This window comes from Pseudomonas sp. GL-R-26 (assembly GCF_019947365.1).
GTDB lineage: Bacteria > Pseudomonadota > Gammaproteobacteria > Pseudomonadales > Pseudomonadaceae > Aquipseudomonas.
This window is the reverse complement of record NZ_JAGYGI010000002.1, coordinates 75,696-96,649: the sequence shown is the minus strand read 5'-3', so window position 1 is coordinate 96,649 and position 20,954 is coordinate 75,696. Positions and strand designations below refer to the sequence as shown.

Below are 20,954 nucleotides of genomic sequence, written 5' to 3'. Positions count from 1 at the left end.
GGTCCGGTCTCAAGCTGCCTGTTTTGCAGTGACGAACGCCGCAAGGCTCGCCACGTTACTGAAGTGATTACGTGTGTCCTTGGCATCGGCGTCGATTTTGATGCCGTACTTTTTCTGGATGGCCAGGCCCAGTTCCAGGGCGTCCACCGAGTCCAGGCCCAGGCCTTCGCCGAACAGGGGCTGGTCGTTGCCGATGTCGTCGGCACTGATGTCTTCCAGGCCAAGGGCGTCGATGATAAGCATTTTGATATCACGGTGCAGATCGCTCATCTTCGGCGAGCTCCTTAATAAAGTAAGAATGTAGATAATCGTTGAGCTTGCGCGAGGCCTGCGGAGCCGGCCCCTGCGTGGCGAAGGTCTGTGGGTCTATATCGGCCCCGACCCGGAAACTGAAGTGCACGCGCCGCTTGGGGATGCGATACCAGGGCTCGGCCTTGGTCAATGTGGTCGGGCTGACCTTGATAATGACCGGGGTGAGGATTTTCGCACCACGCAGGGCGATTGCCGCGGCGCCCCGATGAAAGGCCGGGGGGTGGCCGGGTTGGGTGCGCGTACCTTCCGGGAAAATGATCAGGGTCTGGCCGTCTTTCAGCGCGTCGGCAGCGGCGTCGAGCATGTCCATGCTGCCGTCGTTGCTGATGTATTCGGTGCAACCCAGCGGCCCGCGGGTGAAATGGTTTTCCCAGAGGCTTTGCTTGACCACGCAGTTGGCGTGACGCACCAGGCCGATCAGAAAGACCACATCGATCAGCGATGGGTGATTGGCAATGATCATTTGCCCGGGACGACCGAGTTTTTCCGCGCCCTCAATGTTATAGGTCAGTACCCCGGTACGGGCCATGAAACGCACAAAAATCCAGAAACAGCGGCTGACCGTTTGCCGGGCCCGCAGCCGATGGGTCCGGGCGTCGCCGGGCAGGCAGTTCAGCAAAGGGAAAATCACCAGGCGTAGGCACAGCCCGCCCAACCCGAACAGGGCAAAGCTCGCGGCGGTGGCCAGCAAGCGCCAGTAATAGGCGTCGCGGTTTTTCTCGGTCACGGGTTGCGTTGCCAGGTCCATTCACGATTTTTCCAGGCATGTTGGCAGGTGGTTTGCTGGCCGAGCAGCGCACACAACAGATTCAGCGCGTGGGGCCAGCGGGATTTGGACAACGCATCCGAGGAGCTGTTCAGGGACAACTGCCAGTCGGTGCCAGGGGTAATCAGCAGGCCGATGGCATAAGGGAACGGCACGTCGTCGATCCAGGTTGAGTAAGCCTCGGGCGGCCGCTCTTCGGTGATCACCAACAGCACCGCGCTAGCGCCTTCGGCCAACAGCGCGGCAGCTTCGATCATGCCATGTTCCAGGCCATCGCCTGCGGCTGCCAGGGCCGTCATTTCGCTGGTTTCACCACGCATGATCGACCACAAGCCAATGATCGCGTTATGCACCGACAAGCTGAACTGAGTCGGCGATAGCGGTTGATCGGTGGCCAGATCACTGAGAATCTCGATCGTGCGGGGCGTTTCGCCGTGACGGGAAACAAAGACCAATGGCAGATCCTGCCGACCTTCGGCCAATGGCCAGCCGACACTGAATGCCATGCGCGCCAGACGACTGAGCCGCCGACGCTGCATGGCCGGCAGAAAGGAAACGTCGGGAGCGACATCGCTGTCCGGCAGCACGACCGGTTGTCGGCACCAGGCCTGCCAATCGTTCACGCTATCAAGCCCTGGGGCCCAAGCGCGCCATTGGGCGATGTTGAAGTTGATCACAGACATTCATCCCACCCTCACGGGCTTACTTGACGCGGGGAGCGGCCGTGAGCCGGGACTTACCCTGCGTGGCGTTTGGCGCCGAGTGGCGCGCATTATCCCGGTGCCGGGAACGTGTAGCAAATGCTGGTTACATTTTGCTCAGCAAGATGAAGCTGCAGGTTCGCAAAAATTGAACGATTGGTAATTATTCACAGAATTATGACTCCGTCTGTCGGTTCTGGCGTTGAATCACCGGGGCGTTCAGGGCTTTTCAAGCAGGAGAAGGCAACTGACTGTGTAGTCCCTTTGCTGACAAGGTAGCGAAGCAACGCTGTGGACCACTACACTCGGTCATTCATTGGTACACGGAGGTTTTGACATGCGGCGCGTGGTGTTCAATCAGAAAGGTGGCGTCGGCAAATCCAGCATTGCCTGCAATCTGGCGGCGGTCAGTGCCAGCGAGGGTTTTCGCACCTTGTTGGTGGATCTCGATGCCCAGGCCAACTCCACTCAGTACCTGACGGGGCTCACCGGTAGCGATATCCCGATGGGCATCGCCGATTTCTTCAAGCAGACGCTGTCTTCCGGGCCGTTCTCCAAAAAGAATCAGGTCGACATCTACGAAACCCCGTTCGATAACCTTCATGTCATTACCGCCACGGCCGAGCTGGCGGACTTGCAGCCAAAGCTTGAAGCCAAGCACAAGATCAACAAGCTGCGTAAGTTGCTGGAAGAGCTGAGCGAAGACTACGACCGGATTTACCTCGACACCCCGCCAGCGCTGAATTTTTATGCGGTTTCGGCGTTGATCGCCGCCGATCGTGTGTTGATCCCCTTCGATTGCGACAGTTTTTCACGCCAGGCACTGTACGGCCTGATGGCGGAAATCGAAGAGTTGAAGGACGACCATAACGAAGGCCTGGAAGTCGAAGGCATCGTCGTCAACCAGTTCCAGGCCCGCGCCAGCCTGCCCCAGCAAATTCTCGATGAACTGATCGCCGAAGGCCTGCCGGTGTTGCCGGTGTACCTGGCCAGCTCGGTACGCATGCGCGAATCCCACCAGGCCAATACGCCGCTGATCCATCTCGACCCGCGGCACAAGCTGACCCAACAGTTTGTCGAGCTGCACAATTTGCTGGAAAATGCCTGATCTTCCAGGCGACGCAAAACCCTGTGGGAGCGAGCAAGCTCGCTCCCACAGGGTCTGTGTTGCCTTCAGATCCCTTGGCTACGCAACCAGCTCATCAGTTGCGGTAGCGGAAAGGCCCCGCTCTGCCGGGCGATTTCCCGGCCGTTCTTGAACAGGATCAGGCTCGGAATCGAGCGAATCCCCAACTGTGCCGACAACTGCTGGTTCGCCTCGCTGTCCAGCTTGGCCAGCCGACACTTGCCCGCCAGTTGCCCGGCCGCCTGCTCGAACACCGGCGCAAACGACTTGCACGGCCCGCACCAATCCGCCCACACGTCCACCAGCAGCGGCAGATCGCCCTTGATCTGGCTGGCGTAGTCGCCTTGCTTCAATTCAAACGGCTTGTTCAGCAGGACTTCTGTCTTGCAGCGCCCGCATTTCGGGTGGTCATTGAGGCGCTCGGCGGGAATGCGGTTGAGGCCGTTGCAGTGGGGGCAGGGGATGAGGAGTGGGTCGGTCATGAAAAATCGTCCAGTCGAAAGCGAATGATCTTTATTTGGAGACATGACTGCGGATTTTCAATCGTGCAGTGCCTCACGACGAACAACTGATCTCCAGATGCTTGCCCCATTCCGGTGGTCGCTCGGCATAGCTTTCCATCCCCGGTTGTTCCTCGAACGGGTTACTCAGCACGGCGTGTAGCCGGCGGACTTCCGAGTAGTCGCCGTTCTGCGCCGCCTCGATGGCCTTTTGCGCCAGGTAGTTGCGCAGGATGTACAGCGGGTTGACCGCGTGCATCCGCTGGCGGCGCTGCTCTTGATCAAGCGTGCCTTCACGTGCCACCCGGGCGACGTAGAGCTCGCCCCAGGCGTCAAAGCCCTTCAGGTCGACGAAGTCGTCACGCAAGCGGGTGATGGCCTGTTCCGGTGCCTCATCACCCAAACGGCGGAAAAACAGACTGTAGTCGACGCCGCTGTTTTGCATGAGTTGCAGCAGGTTCTCCAGCAGTTTCTGGTCGTCCTCCTCGGCTGTGGTCAGGCCGAGGCGGCGGCGCATCAGGTCCAGGTAATGGGCCTGGAACAGCGGCAGGTACAGGCCGAGGGTTTCGCGCAGGGCCTCGACACTGATGAACGGCGTCAGGGCCTGGGCCAGCGCGCTGAGGTTCCACTGGCCAATCGGCACCTGGTTGCTGAAGGAGTAACGGCCCTGGTCGTCTGAGTGGTTGCAGATGAAGTTGGCGTCGAAGTCGTCGAGGAAGGCGAACGGGCCGAAATCGAAGGTGATGCCCAGGATCGACATGTTGTCGGTGTTCATCACTCCGTGGCAGAAGCCATAGGCCTGCCATTTGGCGATCAGTTCGGCGTTGCGCTCCACCACTTCGCGGAACATCGCCAAGTACGGCTCCGGTTGTTCCAGGCACTGTGGGAAGTGCATGGCCAGCACGTGATCACCCAGCTCTTTCTGCTGCTCTGGGCGCTTGGTGTAGTAGAAATACTCGAAGTGCCCGAAGCGCACATGGCTCGGCGCCAGGCGCAGGACCATGGCCGCGCGCTCCTGCTTTTCGCGCCACACCGGGGTATCGGAGCCGATCACGCACAAGGCGCGGGTGGTTGGGATGTTCAGGGCAATCAGGGCTTCGGAGGCGAGGAATTCGCGGATCGACGAACGCAGTACCGCCCGGCCATCGCCCATGCGTGAAAACGGCGTCTGGCCGGCGCCCTTGAGGTGCAGGTCCCAGTGTTCGCCGGCCTCGTTGTACACCTCGCCGAGCAACAGGCCGCGACCGTCGCCCAGTTGCGGGTTGTAGGACCCGAACTGATGCCCGGAATAGACCATCGCCCTTGGGATCGCGTCGGCCCAGAGCTTGTGGCCGCTGAACAGTTCGGCGAACTCCGGGGTTTCGGCCACGGCCGGGTCCAGGTCCAGCAGTGCCATGGCGGCAGGGCTGGCCACGACCAGGCGCGGATTATCGATGGGCTCGGGCAGCACGTGGGCGGAAAACGCGTCGCCCAGGCGGTCGAAGCGGTTATCGAAAGTGAGTTCGTCGAGGGCTTTCAAGGGCCGGCTCCAGCAGAATGTCCGAGCATTCTGCTGGGGAATGGCCAGTTAGTCGAGTTTGGCGGCGGGCGGTTCTTGCGCCGGCTTGCCGTCGACGACCGGCACGATGGTTTTCGCTTCCGGTTCGATCGGCACCATCTTGTATTCCTGGCCGTGCAGGTTCTTGAGGTAGACCTCCATCTGCCGGAACGAGATGTTGATGTGCTGCTTCTTGAACTCGCGGTTGATGAAGCGGTTGACCTCGTCGAGCACCGGGTTGCGGTCGCCGAGGTCGCGCACGTGCATGCGCAACTCGTGGTCGAGGGTGCTTTCGCCGAAGTTCAGGAAGTACACGTGGGGTTCCGGGTCTTTCAGTACGCGCGGGTTATCCCGGGCGGCCTTGAGCAACAGCTCTTTCACCAGGTCCAGGTCCGAGCCGTAGTCGACACCGAGCTTGAGGGTCACCCGGGTGATGGTGTCGGTCAGCGACCAGTTGATCAGTTGCCCGGTAATGAACGTCTTGTTCGGGACGATGATGTCCTTGCGATCGAAGTCGGTGATGGTCGTGGCACGGATGCGGATCTTGCTCACGGTGCCCGACAGGTTGCCGATGGTGATGGTGTCGCCGATCCGCACCGGACGTTCGAACAGGATCATGATGCCGGAAATGAAGTTGGCGAAGATCTCCTGCATGCCGAAACCGAGGCCGACCGACAGCGCCGCCACCAGCCATTGCAGCTTGTCCCAGCTTACGCCGAGGGTCGACAGCGTCGAGACGAAACCGACGCCAGCGATCACGTAGGACAGCAGCGTGGTGGTCGCATAGGCACTGCCCTGGGCAAGGTTGAGCTTCGACAGCACGAACACTTCGAGCAAGCCTGGCAGGTTGCGCGCCAGGGCGAAGGTGATGCCGATGATGATCAGCGCGCCAAGCATGTCGCCGATGCTGATCGGCACCATGCTCATGTTGGCGCCGGTACCGCTGGTGTATTCGTAGAGGGTGATGTTGTCCAGGTACGAGAAGACCGTGATCAGGTCGGCCCAGACCCAATACAGTGCCGCCATGAAGCCGCCGAGCAGCGCCAGGCGGATCAGGCGCAGGGACTGTTCGTTGACCTTCTCGATGTCCATTGTCGGCTCTTCGATGATGGCTTCGCCGTCGGCGGTCTCTTTCGCTGCGTTACGTTTGGCCAAGGCGCGCTGATAAGCCAGGCGACGCGCCGCTACGCTGAGACCTCGCACGAAGGTGGCTTCGATCACCAGCCAGAACATCAGCAGGTACAGGGTGTTGATCAAGCGGTCGCTGAGCTTCAGCGCGGTGTAGTAGTAGCCAAAGCACACGGCCACGAACAGCGCGACGGGCAGGGCGGTGAACAGGATCCCCACCAGTTTGCGGAACAGCGAGGCGTTCTCATGGGTCGGGCTGCTGATGAGCAGGCGGCTGAGCAGCAAGGTCATCAAGGCGTAGCAGATGAGCACCACCGGCATGCCGAGCACATCATCGGCCAGTGCCGCCGGTTGCAGCTCGGCAACGGCGACGACGGTCACCAGTGCCATCACCACGATGCCGAGGCGGCGGATCCATCTGCGCAGGAACTCCACCTGGGGCTTTTCCCAGCGGAAATGCAGTTCTGCCACACCACCCGGCGCGAGGATCCGGTAGGCGGTGTAGAACACCAGCCAGGCCCCGGCCATTTGCAGCAGCGCCGCACCCATATTGGCGTTCTGCCCACGGGCGTCAATTCGCAGGGCCAGCCCGCACAAGGCGAGGCCCAGTGAAACCGGCATCGCCAGCAGAATATTGATCAGAATCGCCTGCGGCGTGTGCCACTGGCTATCGCGCTTGAAGTGACCGATGTCCTGGTGAACCTTGTTCAGTCGCGCGTACAGATTCTTGCGCCGCCACAACAGCGCGCCGATCAGCAGGGCCAGTGGCAGGAACAGCAGAGGGCGCTGGGTCAGGCCGTCGGTCAGTTCGCTCAGGCTTGAAAGTACCGGCAGCGAATCGAGTTGCCGCTGGAGGCGATCCGGCACACTGTGAATCCACTCCAGGTCCAGCGGCTTGTTGCTGGGAATCCAGAACATCTGCTCATCGAGCGTCGCCCGCAGGCTTTGCGCGGTGCTGAGCAGTTGCTTCTGGTTCAGTTGCAAGGTGATGGATTCATTGAGCACCGCGCTCAGCTCGCGGTTCAGTCGCTCCAGCAGGTCGGCGCGGGTGGTGGCCAGTTCCATCAGGCTTTTGCGCAGCTGCGCCGTGACTTGCTCGGGGGGTTGGGTCGACAGCAGGTTTTCGACGTAGGTGGCCGGATTGCTCAGCAACTCCCGTTGCTGGCTGACTTCGAACTGATACAGGCGAATGTCGGCAATCTGGTCGGCCAGGTTGCGGTCGAGCCGCAGGCGCGGCAACGCCTGTTTCTGTTTGTAGAGAATCTTCGAGAGCAGCAGACTGCCTTTGAGCACGTTGATTTGCTCGTCCAGGGCCGCATCGCTCTGAGTCAGGCTGTCCAGTTGCTGCTTGGTCTGCAGGTTCTGCTGGGTGACTTCGTTCAGGCGGTCGGTGCTTTTGAGCAGGTAGTCCGAGAGCTTCAGGTTGGCCGCGCTTTCGGTGGCCAAAAGGCTGCTGCCGCCGGCCTTCTGCGCTTCGATGGATTGCTGGGTGACCGTTTCCTGGGACAACGCCAGACGCTTCTGGTTGATCAGGGTTTGCAGTTCCTGGATTTCCTGATCAAGGCGGTCGGATCGCTCCGACAACAGGTCATGCTGGCTGCTGCCAAGGTCTTGCAATTGGGTATTGCCGGCCAGCTCCTGGCGCCGCAGCGGGATCAGGGCGTTCAGCGCTGCCAGCTCGGCATTGAGCTGGTCGCGCTGCTCGGCGCTCAAAGCCTTGCCGGCGTCCTTGCCGTTCTTGAGGATGGTGTTGATCTGCTGGATGCGCGTCTGGCTGCTGGAAATCTCCGCTTGGGCGCGCTCGGGGCGGGTCTGGGCAGTGATGATCAGGCTGTTGGCATCGGCCAGGGCCTTTTGCAGGTCGCTTTGCTGGGTGGAGCGCTCGGTGAGCAATTGTTCCAGCTGCTGGATCGGTTCCTTGGCGAAACGCTGCGCCACCGGCACCACGGAACTGGCCTTGAGGCGGGTCAGTTCACGCTGGTTCTCGATGGTCTGTTTGGGCGCACTGCTCAATTGCTGCTTGAGTGTGACCAGCTTCTGCTCGTAGTCACGCTTGTTGTTGAGCTGGCTCAGCGTGCCTTGCAGGACGGATTGCAGGGCCTTCTGATCGGCTTCCGGCAGTTTGCGGTCGGCGATCTTGTCCAGGCTCGCCTGTACGGCTTCGCTGGAAGGCGGTTCGGTCGCTTGCGCCACTTGCGATAAACCAAGGGTGCCGACAGAGAGACTCAAGCCCAAAAGGGCGATGGCGAAAATGGAGCGCAGGTTAGGCATAAAGACCGGTCAAGCAAGTGATAGTGGAAGCAGTTTAGAGGAAGAGTCCGGGACCCGGGCGACTTCCTTCGGGGAATCTGACGCCCACTTTGCCGATCTTGTTCCCGTCCATGACGGCCACGGTCCAAATGGTGTTGTTCCATTCCACTTGGTCGCCTACCACCGGCGCGCCGCCGACCTTCTGGGCAATGAAGTGGCCCAGGGACATGTCCGGATCGATGCCTTCGACCTTCAGTCCATAGAGGGCTGCAACCGCGGCCAGCTGGGCGTCTCCTTCGAGTACGAAGTCGCCAAAGAAGCGCAGATCGAGGCCCCGTTGTGGCGCCTGGCTGAAGAGTTTTCCGAGGGCCGGCAGGTTGTGTTCATGGCCGATGACACACAGCAAATCATCGACTTCCAGCACCGTACTACCCGACGGATGGAGCAATTGTTGGCCGCGAAACAGGGCAGCGATACGGGTGCCTTCGGGCATTTTCAGCTCACGCAGGGGCGAACCGATGCACCATTTTTCCGCGCCGAGGCGATAGACGAACAGCTCCCACTCGCTGGTGACGTGCACTTCCAGGGCCGAGCGGGAGATGGGTGCAGGCTCCGGAGGCACCGTCACCTTCAGCAGCTTGGCGACCCACGGCAGGCTCGTGCCCTGAACCAACAGCGACACCAGCACGATAAAGAACGCGAGGTTGAAGTACAGCTGGGCGTTGGGCAGGCCGGCCATCAGCGGGAACACCGCTAGAATGATCGGGACCGCGCCGCGCAGGCCGACCCAGGAAATGAACGCTTTCTCGCGACCATGGAACGCCTTGAACGGCAGCAGGCTAACCATCACCGACAGTGGCCGGGCAAACAGAATCATCCACAGCGCCAGGGCCAGTGCCGGCAAGGCGATAGGCAGCAGGTCGTGAGGCGTCACCAGCAGCCCCAGCACCAGGAACATACCGATCTGCGCCAGCCAGGCCATGCCATCGAGCATGTGCAGGATGCCGTGGCGGCTGCGCACCGGACGGTTGCCGATCACCAGGCCGCAGATGTATACCGCCAGGAAGCCACTGCCGTGCAGGGCGTTGGTCAGGGCAAAGACGACCAACCCGCCAGCGATGACCAGAATCGGATACAAACCGGTGGCCAGGTTGATGCGATTGACCAGTTGCAGCATGAGCCAGCCACCGCCCAGGCCAATGACGCCACCTATGCCGAACTCGCGCAGCAGGTGGGTCAACAGGCTCCAGTGCAGGCCGGTCTGGCCGCTGGCGAGCATGTCGATCAGGGTGACGGTGAGGAACACCGCCATCGGGTCGTTGCTGCCGGATTCGATTTCAAGGCTGGCGGTTACCCGCTCGTTCAGGCCTTTGCCACCCAATAGCGAAAACACCGCCGCGGCGTCGGTGGAGCCGACGATGGCGCCGATCAGCAGGCCCTGGATCAGGTTCAGGTTGAACAGCCATGCGGCCGCCATGCCGGTCAGCCCGGTGGTAATCAGTACCCCGACTGTGGCCAGCGACAGCGCCGGCCATAACGCCACGCGGAAACTCGACACCCGGGTGCGCAAGCCGCCGTCGAGCAGGATCACTGCCAGTGCGAGGTTGCCGACCAGATAAGCCGTGGGGTAGTTATCAAAAAGAATGCCGGCGCCATCGACACCCGCCGCCATGCCGACTGCCAGGATGATCACCAGAATCGGGATGCCGAGACGGGACGAAAGTGAGCTCACCAGAATGCTCGCACCTACCAGCAACGCGCCGATCAAGAACAGGCTGTTGATGGTCGTTGCATTCAAAGGCAGTACTCCAGAAAGCTGAAAGGCGGGCGCAAACTGACCATGCAGTCTGCGTGCCAGCGATTCTAACCTGTTGAAATGTGATGCTGTCAAAAAGCTTTTTGCAGGCGATTCTTCACGCCGGGTGAAATCATTGTGGCGAGGGGGCTTGCCCCCGTTCGGCTGCGAAGCAGTCGTAAATCCGGTAGACGCGATTTAATGGATGTGCGCAGTTAACAGGTTTGGGGTCGCTGCGCGGCCCAACGGGGTGGTGCGGCATTCCGACAAGCCCCTCGCCACAGAGTTAAAGGCTGAACCGCCCAACCATCGTGTTCAGGTCCACCGCCAGGCGCGACAGTTCGTTACTGGCCGCACTGGTCTGGTTGGCCCCGGTGGCCGACTGCACCGACAGGTCACGGATGTTCACCAGGTTGCGATCCACTTCACGGGCCACCTGTGCCTGTTCTTCAGCGGCGCTGGCGATCACCAGGTTGCGCTCGTTGATTTCGACGATGGCGCTGTTGATGGTGTCCAGCGACATCCCGGCGCCACGGGCGATGTTCAGGGTCGATTCGGCGCGTTCGGTGCTGTTGCGCATCGAATCCACCGCGTGCTCCGTACCGCTCTGGATGCTGCCAATCATGCGTTCGATCTCGCTGGTCGACTGCTGGGTGCGGTGGGCCAGGGCACGAACCTCATCGGCCACCACCGCAAAACCACGACCGGCCTCACCAGCGCGTGCCGCTTCGATGGCCGCGTTCAACGCCAGCAGGTTGGTCTGGTCGGCCAGGCCACGGATCACGTCCAGCACCTTGCCGATGTCGCGGGACTCGTTGGCCAGGTCGCCGATCAGGGTCGCGGTGCTCTGTACGTCGGCGCTCATGCGTTCGATGGCGCTGACGGTTTCCTGCACCAGGTCACGGCCGTCACCGGCTGAGGTGGTGGCGTTTTTCGAGGCTTCGGACGTGCTCACCGCGTTGCGTGCGACTTCTTCCACGGCGCTGGTCATTTCGTTGACTGCGGTGGCGGCCTGTTCGATTTCGTTGTTCTGCCGGGTCAGGCCACGGGCGCTTTCGTCGGTGACGCTGTTGAGTTCTTCGGCAGCCGATGCCAACTGTGTGGCCGAGCCGGAAATACGCTGCAGCGTGTCGCGCAACTTGTCCTGCATCTTTGACATGGCCAGCAGCAAGCGGCCGGCTTCATCCTGGCCGTCAACGTTGATCGGACGCGTCAGGTTGCCTTCGGCGATCTGTTCAGCGGCGCCCAGGGCATTGGTGATCGGTTGGGTGATGCTGTTGGTCAGCAACCAGGCGAGCAGCAGCGTCAGCGCGGTGGCAATAACCAATAGGGCGATCACAAGGTTGAACGCCGAATCGTATTGATCCACCGCCTGTTGGTTGGTGTCGTTGGTTTGCTGGGTGTTGATCTCCAGCAGACGGTTCAACACGGTGTTGACCGCTTCGGAGTTGTTGAGCAAATCGGTGTTGAGCAAGCTGCGCAGTTCATCGACCTGATTGTTGCGCGACAGGGTTTTCATCCGGTCTTCGATCTGGCGGTACTGACCCAGCAGTTGTACGTATTGATCGTAGGTCGCACGCTCCTGCGGGCTGGCGATCAGCTTTTCGTAGGTTGCCTGGGCGGTGCGAATCTGCTGGTTGCGAGTCTCCAGCAGTTCCATGGTTTTCTGCTGCACGTCCGGCTCGCGGTTCACCAGCAAGCGGTAGGACAGCACCCGCAGGCGCAAGGTGAGTTGGGTGAACTCGTCCAGGCTCTTGATGCTTGGCACACTGTTGTTGGTGATGTTCTCGGCGGCGCCGCGGATCTTGCTCATCTGATTCAAGGCAAACACCCCCAGAACCATCATCAAGCCGCCAATCAGGGCAAAGCTGAGGAACGCGCGAGGGGCGATATTCATATTACGAAGGGACATGGCGATCACCGAAAAGAGCGCATCCGTGCGGGGCTGAGGCTGTTGTATGGATGACTTATCGGTCGCCAGGCTGAAGTCTTGAGCCCGCCGTGTTTCAGCCGGTTGCACCTTGTGGCGACGAAGTGCAGGAACCAGATGGGCCAATCACAGTCTTTAAAACTCGCGAGGAAGGTCGCCCGTCAGCAAAATCAAGGCTTTGCGTCTGTATAACCCTGGCATCCAGGGTGACTTTTCTTTATCGTACGCGCCCTTTGAAAAAGCCCGGAAAATCAAAATGTTGGAAGCATCCCTAAGCCAATTGGAACAACTGGTCAGTGACCTGGTGCAGCAGAACCAGAGCCTGACCACGGAACTGGCCCAGGCCAAAGATGAAAACGAAAGCCTGCAACTGAGCCTGATGGAACACGAAGAGAAGCAAGGCGCCACGGCGGCTCGCATCCAGGCCCTGGTTGAGCGCGTCAGCGCAGGCCCTGTCAGCGCATGAGTTACAACGCCGCAGGGGTAAAAGTCGTCTCGATCCTGGGAGAGGACTATTCGATCAAGGCACCGGCCGGGGAAGAACAAACCCTGCTCGATGCCGCGATGATGTTGAAGGCAGCCCTGGCCGAAACCAAGAGGAAGTACCCGACGCTGATCGGTGACCGACTGCTGGTGCTGGCGGCGATGAATCTGTGCTCCCAGCAGATCGAAATGCAGAAGCAGCACAAGCTCGAACTCGACCGTTACCAAGAGCAAGTCAGCGCCACGGTTGAAGTGATCTCCAAGACGATCAATCAGGCCTGATCGGCTTTGCGCACAACCAAAGAATAGATTGTCGGTTGGTTTGTATACAATCGGCACGGCTGTTGCAGTGTTTCAGCCTCTTATTCTTTGGGGGTGCTCCATGCAGTTCTGGCGACGCAGTATTCAATGGCAGTTGATCCTGAGCATGGGCACCGCTCTGCTCGTCAGTATTCTGATCGTGGTTGGCATTTATACCCTGGTGGTCAATCGTCTCGCCCAGAGCTATCTGGTCGAGCAGGCCTTGCCATCGAGCATCGAAGCGATGCGCAACGACATCGAACGTATCCTTGTCCAACCGCTCACCGCCGCCAAGGACATCGCCAGCAACAGCATGGTGCGCGACTGGCTGGCCGGGGGGGAAGACAGTGCCCAGGTCGGCACGTTTACTACCTATCTCGAAGGCATCCGCGCCGAGCACAAGGCCTTTACCGCGATTATTGTCGGCACCGCGTCCAACCATTACTTCACCGAAAAAGGCCTGGATCGGACCCTCAGTCGTTCCAATCCGAAAGACGCCTGGTTCTACTCGTTCCTCGACAGCAACCAGCCGCGCACTCTCAACATCGATAACGACACGGCCACCGGAGAATTGGCGCTTTTCATCGACTTCAAAGTCGAGCAGGCCGGTAAAGTCGTGGGCGTTGCCGGGCTTGGCCTGAGCATGAAAGAGCTGTCGGAGCTGATTCACAACTTCAGCTTCGGAGAGCGTGGCAAGGTCTATCTCGTGCGTTCCGACGGTTTGATCCAGGTGCATCCCGAGGCGCAATTTAGCGGCAAACGCACTTTGACCGAGCAGATTGGTGCTACGGCAGCGCAAGCGGTGATGAGTCAGCTTTCTACCTTCAAGGCCACTGCCACCAACAGCGGCTTCCAGCGTGACGGTGAAGACTTCCTCGCGTTAAGCCTGCCATTGCGTGATCTCGGCTGGACCCTGGTGGCCGAAGTGCCGCAATCGCAGATCTACGCCGAAGCCCGCCGCGCCATGTGGATAAGCAGTGGTATCGGCCTGGCGGTGGCCTTGGTGTGCCTGTTGCTGGTGGTGTTGCTGGCCCGTGGGCTGGTGCGCCCGATTCGTCAGGTAACAGCGGCATTGGTAGCAATCGGTAGCGGCGGTGGAGATTTGACCCACCGGTTAGATTCCAGCCGTGCTGATGAGCTGGGCGATCTGGCTCGCGGTTTCAATCGGTTCCTGGATAGCCAGCGCGACATGATCGGCGAAGTGCTGACCACCAGCGAGCAGTTGCGCACCGCTGTCGGCCAGGTTGCACGGGTTGTGGATAACACCGCTGAACGCTCCGGCCGCCAACAGGAAATGACCGACATGGTTGCCACTGCGGTTCACGAAATGGGCCTGACCGTTCAGGAGATCGCCCAGAACGCCGGCAACGCGGCGGTCGCATCGCAAACGGCTCGGGATGAGGCGATGCAGGCACGGGAAGTGGTAGGCGGATCGATTCGGCACATTGAAAATATGTCTGACGAAATCGGCGTCGCGGCCACGGCGGTGGGTGAACTGGCCCATCAAGTGGCGTCGATCGACCAGGTGCTGGCGGTGATTCGCGGGATTTCCGAGCAGACTAATCTGCTGGCGCTCAATGCCGCTATCGAAGCGGCGCGGGCCGGGGACATGGGGCGTGGATTTGCCGTGGTGGCCGATGAAGTGCGGACTTTGGCGCGGCGTACACAGTCGTCAACCGATGAAATCCAGCAGATGATCGGCAGCCTCAAGCAAGGTGCGGAAAACGCAGTGTCGTCGATGCATTCCGGGCAAGCGGCGACAGGTACAGGTGTCGAGTCGAGCCAACGTACCGGCGCCTCGTTGACTGCGATTACCGGGCAAGTGGAACGCATCAGCGACATGAACCATCAGGTGGCGACGGCGACAGAAGAGCAGTCGGCGGTGACCGAAGAGATCAACCGTAACGTGCAGGGTATTTCCGATCTGGCCCGGGCGACGGCGGGGGAGGTCAGGGCTTGTCGGGATGATTGCCAGACGTTGCAGCGGTTGGCGGATGATCTGGCGCGGCAGATGGGTGGGTTCAAGCTGAGTTGAGAGACAACTTTGTGGCGAGGGAGCTTGCTCCCTCGCCACAAATACTTGCCGGTCGTCAGAACCACTCATCCTGCATCGTCAGGCACACATCATCCCGCGCCTCAAGAATCGCCAGCTCATGGTGGCATCCCGGCACTTCCCACGTCAGGAAGTACCGCGCCGCCTGCAGCTTGCCTTTGTAGAAGCTCACATCCGTCGCATTCCCCTTGACCAAACCTTCCTCGGCGCGAATCGCCTGTTCCAGCCAGCGCCAGCCAATCACCGTGTGGCCGAACACCTTCAGGTACAGCGCCGAGTTCGCCAGGCTGCTATTAACCTTGCCCTGGCCCAGATCAACCAGCAGGCCGATGGTCACGGATTGCAAACGAGCAACCAGTTTTTCCAGCGGTTCACGCAGCGGCGTCAATGAAGCAAACGCCTGTGCTCGCTCACCAGTGTCAGCGATCAGGCGGATCAGTTGCTTGAGCCCCGCGCCACCGTTCTGCGCCAGTTTTCGGCCCAGCAGGTCCAGCGATTGAATACCGTGGGTGCCTTCGTGGATCGGGTTCAGGCGGTTGTCGCGGTAGTACTGCTCCACCGGGTATTCGCGGGTGTAGCCGTGGCCGCCGAGGATCTGGATTGCCAGTTCGTTGGCCTTCAGGCAGAACTCCGATGGCCAGGATTTGACGATCGGCGTCAGCAGGTCCAGCAGTTCATGGGCCTGCTTGCGTTCGGCTTCGGTCGCAAGCGTCGTGGTGTCATCGAACAGGCGCGCCGCATAAAGACCCAAGTCAAACGAACCTTCGACGTAAGCCTTTTGTGTCAGCAGCATGCGTTTGACGTCGGCGTGCTGAATGATCGCCACCGGCGCGGTGTTCGGGTCCTTGCTGTCCGGTAGGCGGCCCTGCGGACGCTCGCGGGCGTATTCCAGCGAATACAGATAGCCGGCGTAACCGAGCATCACCGCACCCATGCCGACGCCGATCCGTGCCTCGTTCATCATCTGGAACATGTAGCTCAAGCCCTGGTGCGGCTTACCCACCAGATAGCCGACACAGTCACCGTTATCGCCGAAATTCAGCGCGGTGGACGTGGTGCCGCGCCAGCCCATCTTGTGGAACAAGCCGGCCAGCAACACATCGTTGCGTTGGCCGAGGCTGCCGTCGTCATTGACCAGGAACTTGGGCACGATGAACAGCGAAATGCCCTTCACCCCGGCCGGCGCGTCTGGCAGCTTGGCCAGCACCATGTGCACGATGTTTTCCGACAGCGGATGATCGCCACCGGAGATGAAGATCTTGTTGCCCTTGAGGCGATAAGTGCCGTCGGACGCAGGTTCCGCGCGTGTACGAATATCCGACAACGACGAGCCGGCGTGCGGTTCGGTCAGGGCCATGGTGCCGAAAAAGCGGCCGTCGATCATCGGTTGCAGGAAGCGGCGCTTCTGCTCTTCGGTGCCGAAGCTTTCGATCAGGTTGGCCGCGCCCATGGTCAGGAACGGATACGACGTCGAAGCCGCGTTGGCCGACTGAAAGTGCGAAAAACAGGCTTGGGACAGCAAGGTAGGAAGCTGCATGCCGCCGGCGTCGAAACTGCGCGCGGCGTTCAGGAATCCGGCTTCGAGGAAGGCATCCACTGCCGGTTTCACTTCGGGAATCAGAATCGCCTGACCGTTCTCATAGCGCGGCTCGTTCTCGTCACCCTTGCGGTTGTGCGGGGCAAAGAACTTCTCGGCGATGCTGCGGGCGGTGCCAATGGCCGCATCGAAGGTTTCGCGGTTGTGCTCGGCGAAACGCTCACGCTGGGTCAGGCCCTCGGCATCGAGGACTTCATACAGCTCGAAAGCCAGATTGCGGGAACTGAGCAACGTCTCGGACATGGCGGCCTACCTTTTGTTGGAATGGGCCGAGTCTAAGTGGGGGGATAAAGGCTGAACAGGATGATTGATGACCGTGATAATGGGCCAGCGCAGCAACTTTGCAGGCACCACAAAACAACTGTAGGAGTGAGCCTGCTCGCGATGACGGCGGCACATCCGAAACAGATGTGACCGACAGACCGCTATCGCGAGCAGGCTCACTCCTACAGGGATTTGATTGCCAGGCAGCCATTGCAGCTGCCTGGCGTATCGGTTTTAGCCGATGGTCATCAGGCTGGCATTACCACCCGCCGCAGCGGTGTTGACGCTCAACGCACGCTCGATCACCAAACGCTCCAGCGCAATGTTGGTTTCGCCTTGCGACAGACCCTGCACACCGACGATGGCGCCGGCACGCTTGGCAACCTGCTGGCACACCGCACGCAACTGGTCGGAATGGCCGTGATGCACAACCCCATCAAACACCACTTCATCCTTGTTCCAGTCGGAAACCAGCTTGATGCGCGCCTGAATATCCTTCGGCAGACGTGCGAACAAGGCTTTGGTCATGTCAGCTTCAGGCCATACCGCCGAACCGCCGACTGCCAATACCGCCGCCAGTTGCGTCAGCAGATCACCTTCGACTTCCGCCAGGCACAGCACGTGTTCACGCGGCAGGATCGCATAGCTGTTGCGCTCGCCGGTCGGGCCAGCCAGTACGCGGGTGATACCGCTTTGCGATTGCGCGGCGAATTGCACGCACAGGGTGCTCAGGTCGGCGAGCTTGTGGCTGTCGGCCCAGGCTTTCAGGGCGGTCAGTGGCTTGCTCATGGCGTCGCGCAGACGAACGTCCGGTGCCGCGGCAGCATCGCCGCGAGCGAAGGATTGTTCGATCGCATCCGCAGGGCGGGTCGACAGCAGGCGGTACAGGTACAGCGGGCCGCCGGCTTTCGGGCCGGTACCCGACAGGCCTTCGCCGCCGAATGGCTGCACGCCTACTACTGCACCCACGATGTTGCGGTTGACGTAGACGTTACCGGCATTGACGTTGTCGATCACCTTGGCGATGGTCTCGTCGATGCGGGTGTGCACGCCCAGGGTCAGGCCGTAGCCGGAAGCGTTGATCTGGCCGATCAGTTGATCGATGTCCTTGCGCTTGTAGCGAACCACGTGCAGCACCGGGCCGAAGATCTCCCGTTGCAGTTCGTCGAAGCTTTCCAGTTCGATCAGCGTCGGCATCACGAAGGTGCCGCGTTTGACTTCTTCGGCATCGGCGATGGCCACCTGGTACACGCTGCGACCTTTGTCGCGCATGGCCTGGATGTGCTTCTCGATGCCCGCCTTGGCTTCGGCGTCGATGACCGGGCCGATGTCCACGGACAGACGCTCAGGGTTGCCGAGACGGCTTTCAGCCATCGCGCCCTTGAGCATTTCGATGACGCGGTCTGCGGAATCTTCCTGCAAGCACAAGACACGCAGGGCCGAGCAACGCTGACCGGCGCTGTCGAAGGCCGAGGAAACCACGTCGATCACGACTTGTTCGGTCAGTGCCGAAGAGTCGACGATCATCGCGTTCTGGCCACCGGTTTCGGCGATCAGCGGGATCGGACGACCCTGGCTGTCCAGGCGACCGGCGATGTTGCGTTGCAGCAAGCGCGCGACTTCGGTGGAGCCGGTGAACATCACGCCTTTGACGCGCTCATCACCCACCAGGCCGGCACCGACGGTTTCGCCACGCCCCGGCAGCAGTTGCAGCACGCCTTCCGGAATGCCGGCCTCGAGCAGCAGGCGCACGGCTTGGGCGGCAACCAGCGGAGTCTGTTCCGCAGGCTTGGCCAGTACCGGGTTACCGGCGGCCAGCGCAGCAGCCACCTGACCACTGAAGATCGCCAGCGGGAAGTTCCACGGGCTGATGCACACCACTGGACCCAGCGGACGGTGAGCGTCGTTGGTGAAATCGTTGCGTGCCTGCACCGCGTAATAACGCAGGAAGTCCACGGCTTCACGCACTTCGGCGATGGCGTTGGCGAAGGTCTTGCCGGCTTCGCGGGCCAGCAGGCCCATCAGCGGCTGGATCTCGGCTTCCATCAGGTCGGCGGCGCGTTCCAGGATCGCGGCGCGCTCGGCGGGCGGGGTGGCCTGCCAGATCGGTGCAGCGTTGATGGCGCACTGGATGGCGTTGTCGACGTCTTCGACGGTCGCTTCCTGCACATGGCCGACCACATCACGCAGATCGGACGGATTCAGGACCGGTGCCGGCGCTTCGGTGCTGGAGGTGCAACCGAGCATCGGCGCCGCTTTCCAGTGGTTGTGCGCAGTGGCGAGCAGGGCGCAGGACAGCGAAGCCAAACGATGTTCGTTGGCCATGTCGATGCCGCTTGAGTTGGCGCGTTCCGAACCATACAGGTCGCGGGGCAGTGGAATGCGCGGGTGCGGCAGACCGAAGCCACCTTCCACGGTTGCCATCTGCTCGATGCTGGCCACCGGATCGGCCACCAGTTCCTGGATCGAAATCGACTGGTCGGCGATGCGGTTGACGAACGAGGTGTTCGCGCCGTTTTCCAGCAGGCGACGTACCAGGTAGGCCAGCAGGGTTTCGTGGGTGCCGACCGGAGCGTACACACGGCACGGACGGTTCAGCTTGCCTTCGGAAACTTTGCCTACAACCTGTTCGTACAGCGGTTCACCCATGCCGTGCAGGCACTGGAACTCGTACTGACCCGGGTAATAGTTCTGACCGGCGATGTGATAAATGGCCGACAGGGTGTGGGCGTTGTGCGTGGCGAACTGCGGGTAGATGACTTCCGGCACCGACAGCAGCTTGCGGGCGCAAGCGATGTAGGAAACGTCGGTGTAAACCTTGCGGGTGTAGACCGGGTAGCCTTCCAGGCCTTCGACCTGGGCGCGCTTGATTTCGCTGTCCCAGTACGCGCCTTTTACCAGGCGGATCATCAGGCGATGACGGCTGCGACGAGCCAAGTCGATCACGTAGTCGATCACGTACGGGCAACGCTTCTGGTAAGCCTGGATCACGAAACCGATGCCGTTCCAGCCAGTCAGTTGCGGCTCGAAGCACAGGCGCTCGAGCAGATCCAGCGACAGCTCGAGGCGGTCGGCTTCTTCGGCATCGATGTTCAGGCCGATGTCGTACTGCTTGGCCAGCAGGGTCAGCGACAGCAGGCGCGGGTACAGTTCGTCCATCACGCGCTCGTACTGGGCGCGGCTGTAACGCGGGTGCAGGGCGGACAGCTTGATCGAAATGCCCGGGCCTTCATAGATCCCGCGACCGTGGGAGGCTTTGCCGATCGAGTGGATGGCTTGTTCGTACGAGGCCAGGTACTTCTGCGCGTCGTGCTCGGTGAGTGCGGCTTCACCCAGCATGTCGTAGGAATAGCGGAAGCCCTTGGCTTCGAACTTGCTGGCATTGGCCAAGGCTTCGGCGATGGTTTCGCCGGTCACGAACTGCTCGCCCATCAGGCGCATGGCCATGTCGACGCCCTTGCGGATCATCGGCTCGCCGCTCTTGCCGATGATGCGGCTCAGGGACGACGTCAAGCCGGCTTCGTTGTGCGTGGAGACCAGTTTGCCGGTCAGCAGCAAGCCCCAGGTGGCGGCGTTGACGAACAGCGACGGGCTGTTGCCCAGGTGCGGCTGCCAGTTGCCGGTGCTGATCTTGTCGCGGATCAGGGCGTCGCGAGTGCCTTTGTCCGGGATGCGCAGCAGCGCTTCGGCCAGGCACATCAGTGCCACGCCCTCCTGGGACGACAGGGAGAATTCCTGCAGCAGGCCCTGAACGATGCCGGCACGGCCGCCGGCGCTCTTCTGGTTGCGCAATTTTTCAGCAATCGAGGCGGCGAGTTTGTTGGTGGCGTCGCACATCGGCGCCGGCAGGCGAGCCTGCTCGATCAGCATCGGCACGACTTCCGGCTCAGGGCGACGGTAGGCGGCGGTGATCGAAGCGCGCAGTACCGATTGCGGCAGGATGCTTTCGGCGAATTCGAGGAAGCACTGGTGGGCGTGATCCAGAGGCGCGTCGACGCTGTCGTCGGAATCCTTGGTCAAACCGCTCAGCTCGGTCAGGGTTGCACCACCCTCGAGTTTTTCCAGGTAATTGAAGATTGCCTGCTTGATCAGCCAGTGCGGCGTGCGATCAATCGAGGTCGCGGCGGCCTTGAGGCGTTCGCGGGTCGGGTCGTCAAGTTTGACCCCAAGGGTGGTGGTAGCCATGTTTTTATCCTCATGTTTGCCACGACT

The 20,954-nt window shown here is 61.0% G+C and carries 14 protein-coding genes and 2 pseudogenes; 5 read left to right on the top strand and 11 right to left on the bottom strand.

The features are described from left to right. Positions 1–9: 9 nt before the first annotated feature. From KGA96_RS03635 to KGA96_RS03625, 3 genes are read right to left on the bottom strand one after another with little or no spacing between them, the layout of a single operon-like run. Entirely contained in the window at positions 10–270 is a 261-nt protein-coding gene (locus KGA96_RS03635; RefSeq protein ID WP_046039703.1) for a phosphopantetheine-binding protein, read from the bottom strand. After that, positions 251–1,060: a lysophospholipid acyltransferase family protein gene (locus tag KGA96_RS03630; protein ID WP_046039704.1), complete on the bottom strand. Its 810-nt coding sequence runs from the start codon at positions 1,058–1,060 to the stop codon at positions 251–253. Before KGA96_RS03630 ends, KGA96_RS03635 begins: the two co-directional genes overlap by 20 nt. Next, the gene (locus tag KGA96_RS03625) at positions 1,036–1,761 is read right to left on the bottom strand and encodes a beta-ketoacyl synthase chain length factor (protein WP_046039705.1); all 726 of its coding nucleotides are present in this window, start codon (positions 1,759–1,761) and stop codon (positions 1,036–1,038) included. The genes KGA96_RS03630 and KGA96_RS03625 overlap by 25 nt, the downstream gene beginning before the upstream one ends. 355 nt (positions 1,762–2,116) lie before the next feature. Here KGA96_RS03625 and KGA96_RS03620 point away from each other — a divergent pair, with 355 nt between their 5' ends. Next, the gene (locus KGA96_RS03620; protein ID WP_015093167.1) at positions 2,117–2,887 is read left to right on the top strand and encodes a ParA family protein; all 771 of its coding nucleotides are present in this window, start codon (positions 2,117–2,119) and stop codon (positions 2,885–2,887) included. A gap of 65 nt (positions 2,888–2,952) precedes the next feature. On the opposite strand, the gene trxC is transcribed toward KGA96_RS03620, so the two are convergent. The 6 genes and pseudogenes from trxC to KGA96_RS29810 form a co-directional block, all read right to left on the bottom strand. Beyond that, a complete protein-coding gene (gene trxC, locus KGA96_RS03615) occupies positions 2,953–3,387 on the bottom strand; it encodes a thioredoxin TrxC (RefSeq protein ID WP_046039707.1) in 435 nt (144 codons plus the stop codon). A 73-nt stretch (positions 3,388–3,460) separates the two neighbouring features. Continuing rightward, positions 3,461–4,924 carry a protein adenylyltransferase SelO gene (gene selO / locus KGA96_RS03610; RefSeq protein WP_223511606.1) on the bottom strand — a complete coding sequence of 488 codons (1,464 nt, stop codon included), beginning with the start codon at positions 4,922–4,924 and terminating at the stop codon, positions 3,461–3,463. Between the two features lie 48 nt (positions 4,925–4,972). Further along, positions 4,973–8,341 (bottom strand): mechanosensitive channel MscK, encoded by a 3,369-nt coding sequence (gene mscK, locus KGA96_RS03605; RefSeq protein ID WP_046039711.1) that lies wholly within the window; start codon positions 8,339–8,341, stop codon positions 4,973–4,975. Between the two features lie 34 nt (positions 8,342–8,375). Further along, positions 8,376–10,118 (bottom strand): potassium/proton antiporter, encoded by a 1,743-nt coding sequence (locus tag KGA96_RS03600; protein ID WP_046039712.1) that lies wholly within the window; start codon positions 10,116–10,118, stop codon positions 8,376–8,378. A 283-nt stretch (positions 10,119–10,401) separates the two neighbouring features. Further along, the gene (locus KGA96_RS29815) at positions 10,402–11,265 is read right to left on the bottom strand and encodes a methyl-accepting chemotaxis protein (RefSeq protein WP_411741581.1); all 864 of its coding nucleotides are present in this window, start codon (positions 11,263–11,265) and stop codon (positions 10,402–10,404) included. Continuing rightward, a pseudogene (locus KGA96_RS29810) lies at positions 11,257–12,012 on the bottom strand (MCP four helix bundle domain-containing protein); the annotation flags it as partial. The pseudogene KGA96_RS29810 and the gene KGA96_RS29815, both read right to left, overlap by 9 nt. A 289-nt stretch (positions 12,013–12,301) precedes the next feature. Here KGA96_RS29810 and KGA96_RS03590 point away from each other — a divergent pair. The 4 genes and pseudogenes from KGA96_RS03590 to KGA96_RS29800 all read left to right on the top strand — a co-directional run bounded on the left by KGA96_RS03590 (position 12,302) and on the right by KGA96_RS29800 (position 14,863). Continuing rightward, positions 12,302–12,511: a hypothetical protein gene (locus KGA96_RS03590; RefSeq protein WP_046039713.1), complete on the top strand. Its 210-nt coding sequence runs from the start codon at positions 12,302–12,304 to the stop codon at positions 12,509–12,511. Then, positions 12,508–12,810: a cell division protein ZapA gene (locus tag KGA96_RS03585; RefSeq protein WP_007981180.1), complete on the top strand. Its 303-nt coding sequence runs from the start codon at positions 12,508–12,510 to the stop codon at positions 12,808–12,810. Before KGA96_RS03590 ends, KGA96_RS03585 begins: the two co-directional genes overlap by 4 nt. Before the next feature lie 100 nt (positions 12,811–12,910). After that, positions 12,911–13,999: pseudogene (locus KGA96_RS29805) on the top strand (cache domain-containing protein); the annotation flags it as partial. Between the two features lie 18 nt (positions 14,000–14,017). Further along, entirely contained in the window at positions 14,018–14,863 is an 846-nt protein-coding gene (locus KGA96_RS29800) for a methyl-accepting chemotaxis protein (RefSeq protein WP_411741580.1), read from the top strand. A 55-nt stretch (positions 14,864–14,918) separates the two neighbouring features. On the opposite strand, the gene KGA96_RS03575 is transcribed toward KGA96_RS29800, so the two are convergent. Both KGA96_RS03575 and putA read right to left on the bottom strand, forming a co-directional pair. Continuing rightward, on the bottom strand, positions 14,919–16,721 hold the full coding sequence (locus KGA96_RS03575; RefSeq protein ID WP_223511596.1) for an acyl-CoA dehydrogenase: 1,803 nt from the start codon (positions 16,719–16,721) through the stop codon (positions 14,919–14,921). A gap of 255 nt (positions 16,722–16,976) precedes the next feature. Continuing rightward, a complete protein-coding gene (gene putA / locus KGA96_RS03570; RefSeq protein ID WP_223511594.1) occupies positions 16,977–20,927 on the bottom strand; it encodes a trifunctional transcriptional regulator/proline dehydrogenase/L-glutamate gamma-semialdehyde dehydrogenase in 3,951 nt (1,316 codons plus the stop codon). Between the last annotated feature and the right edge of the window lie 27 nt (positions 20,928–20,954).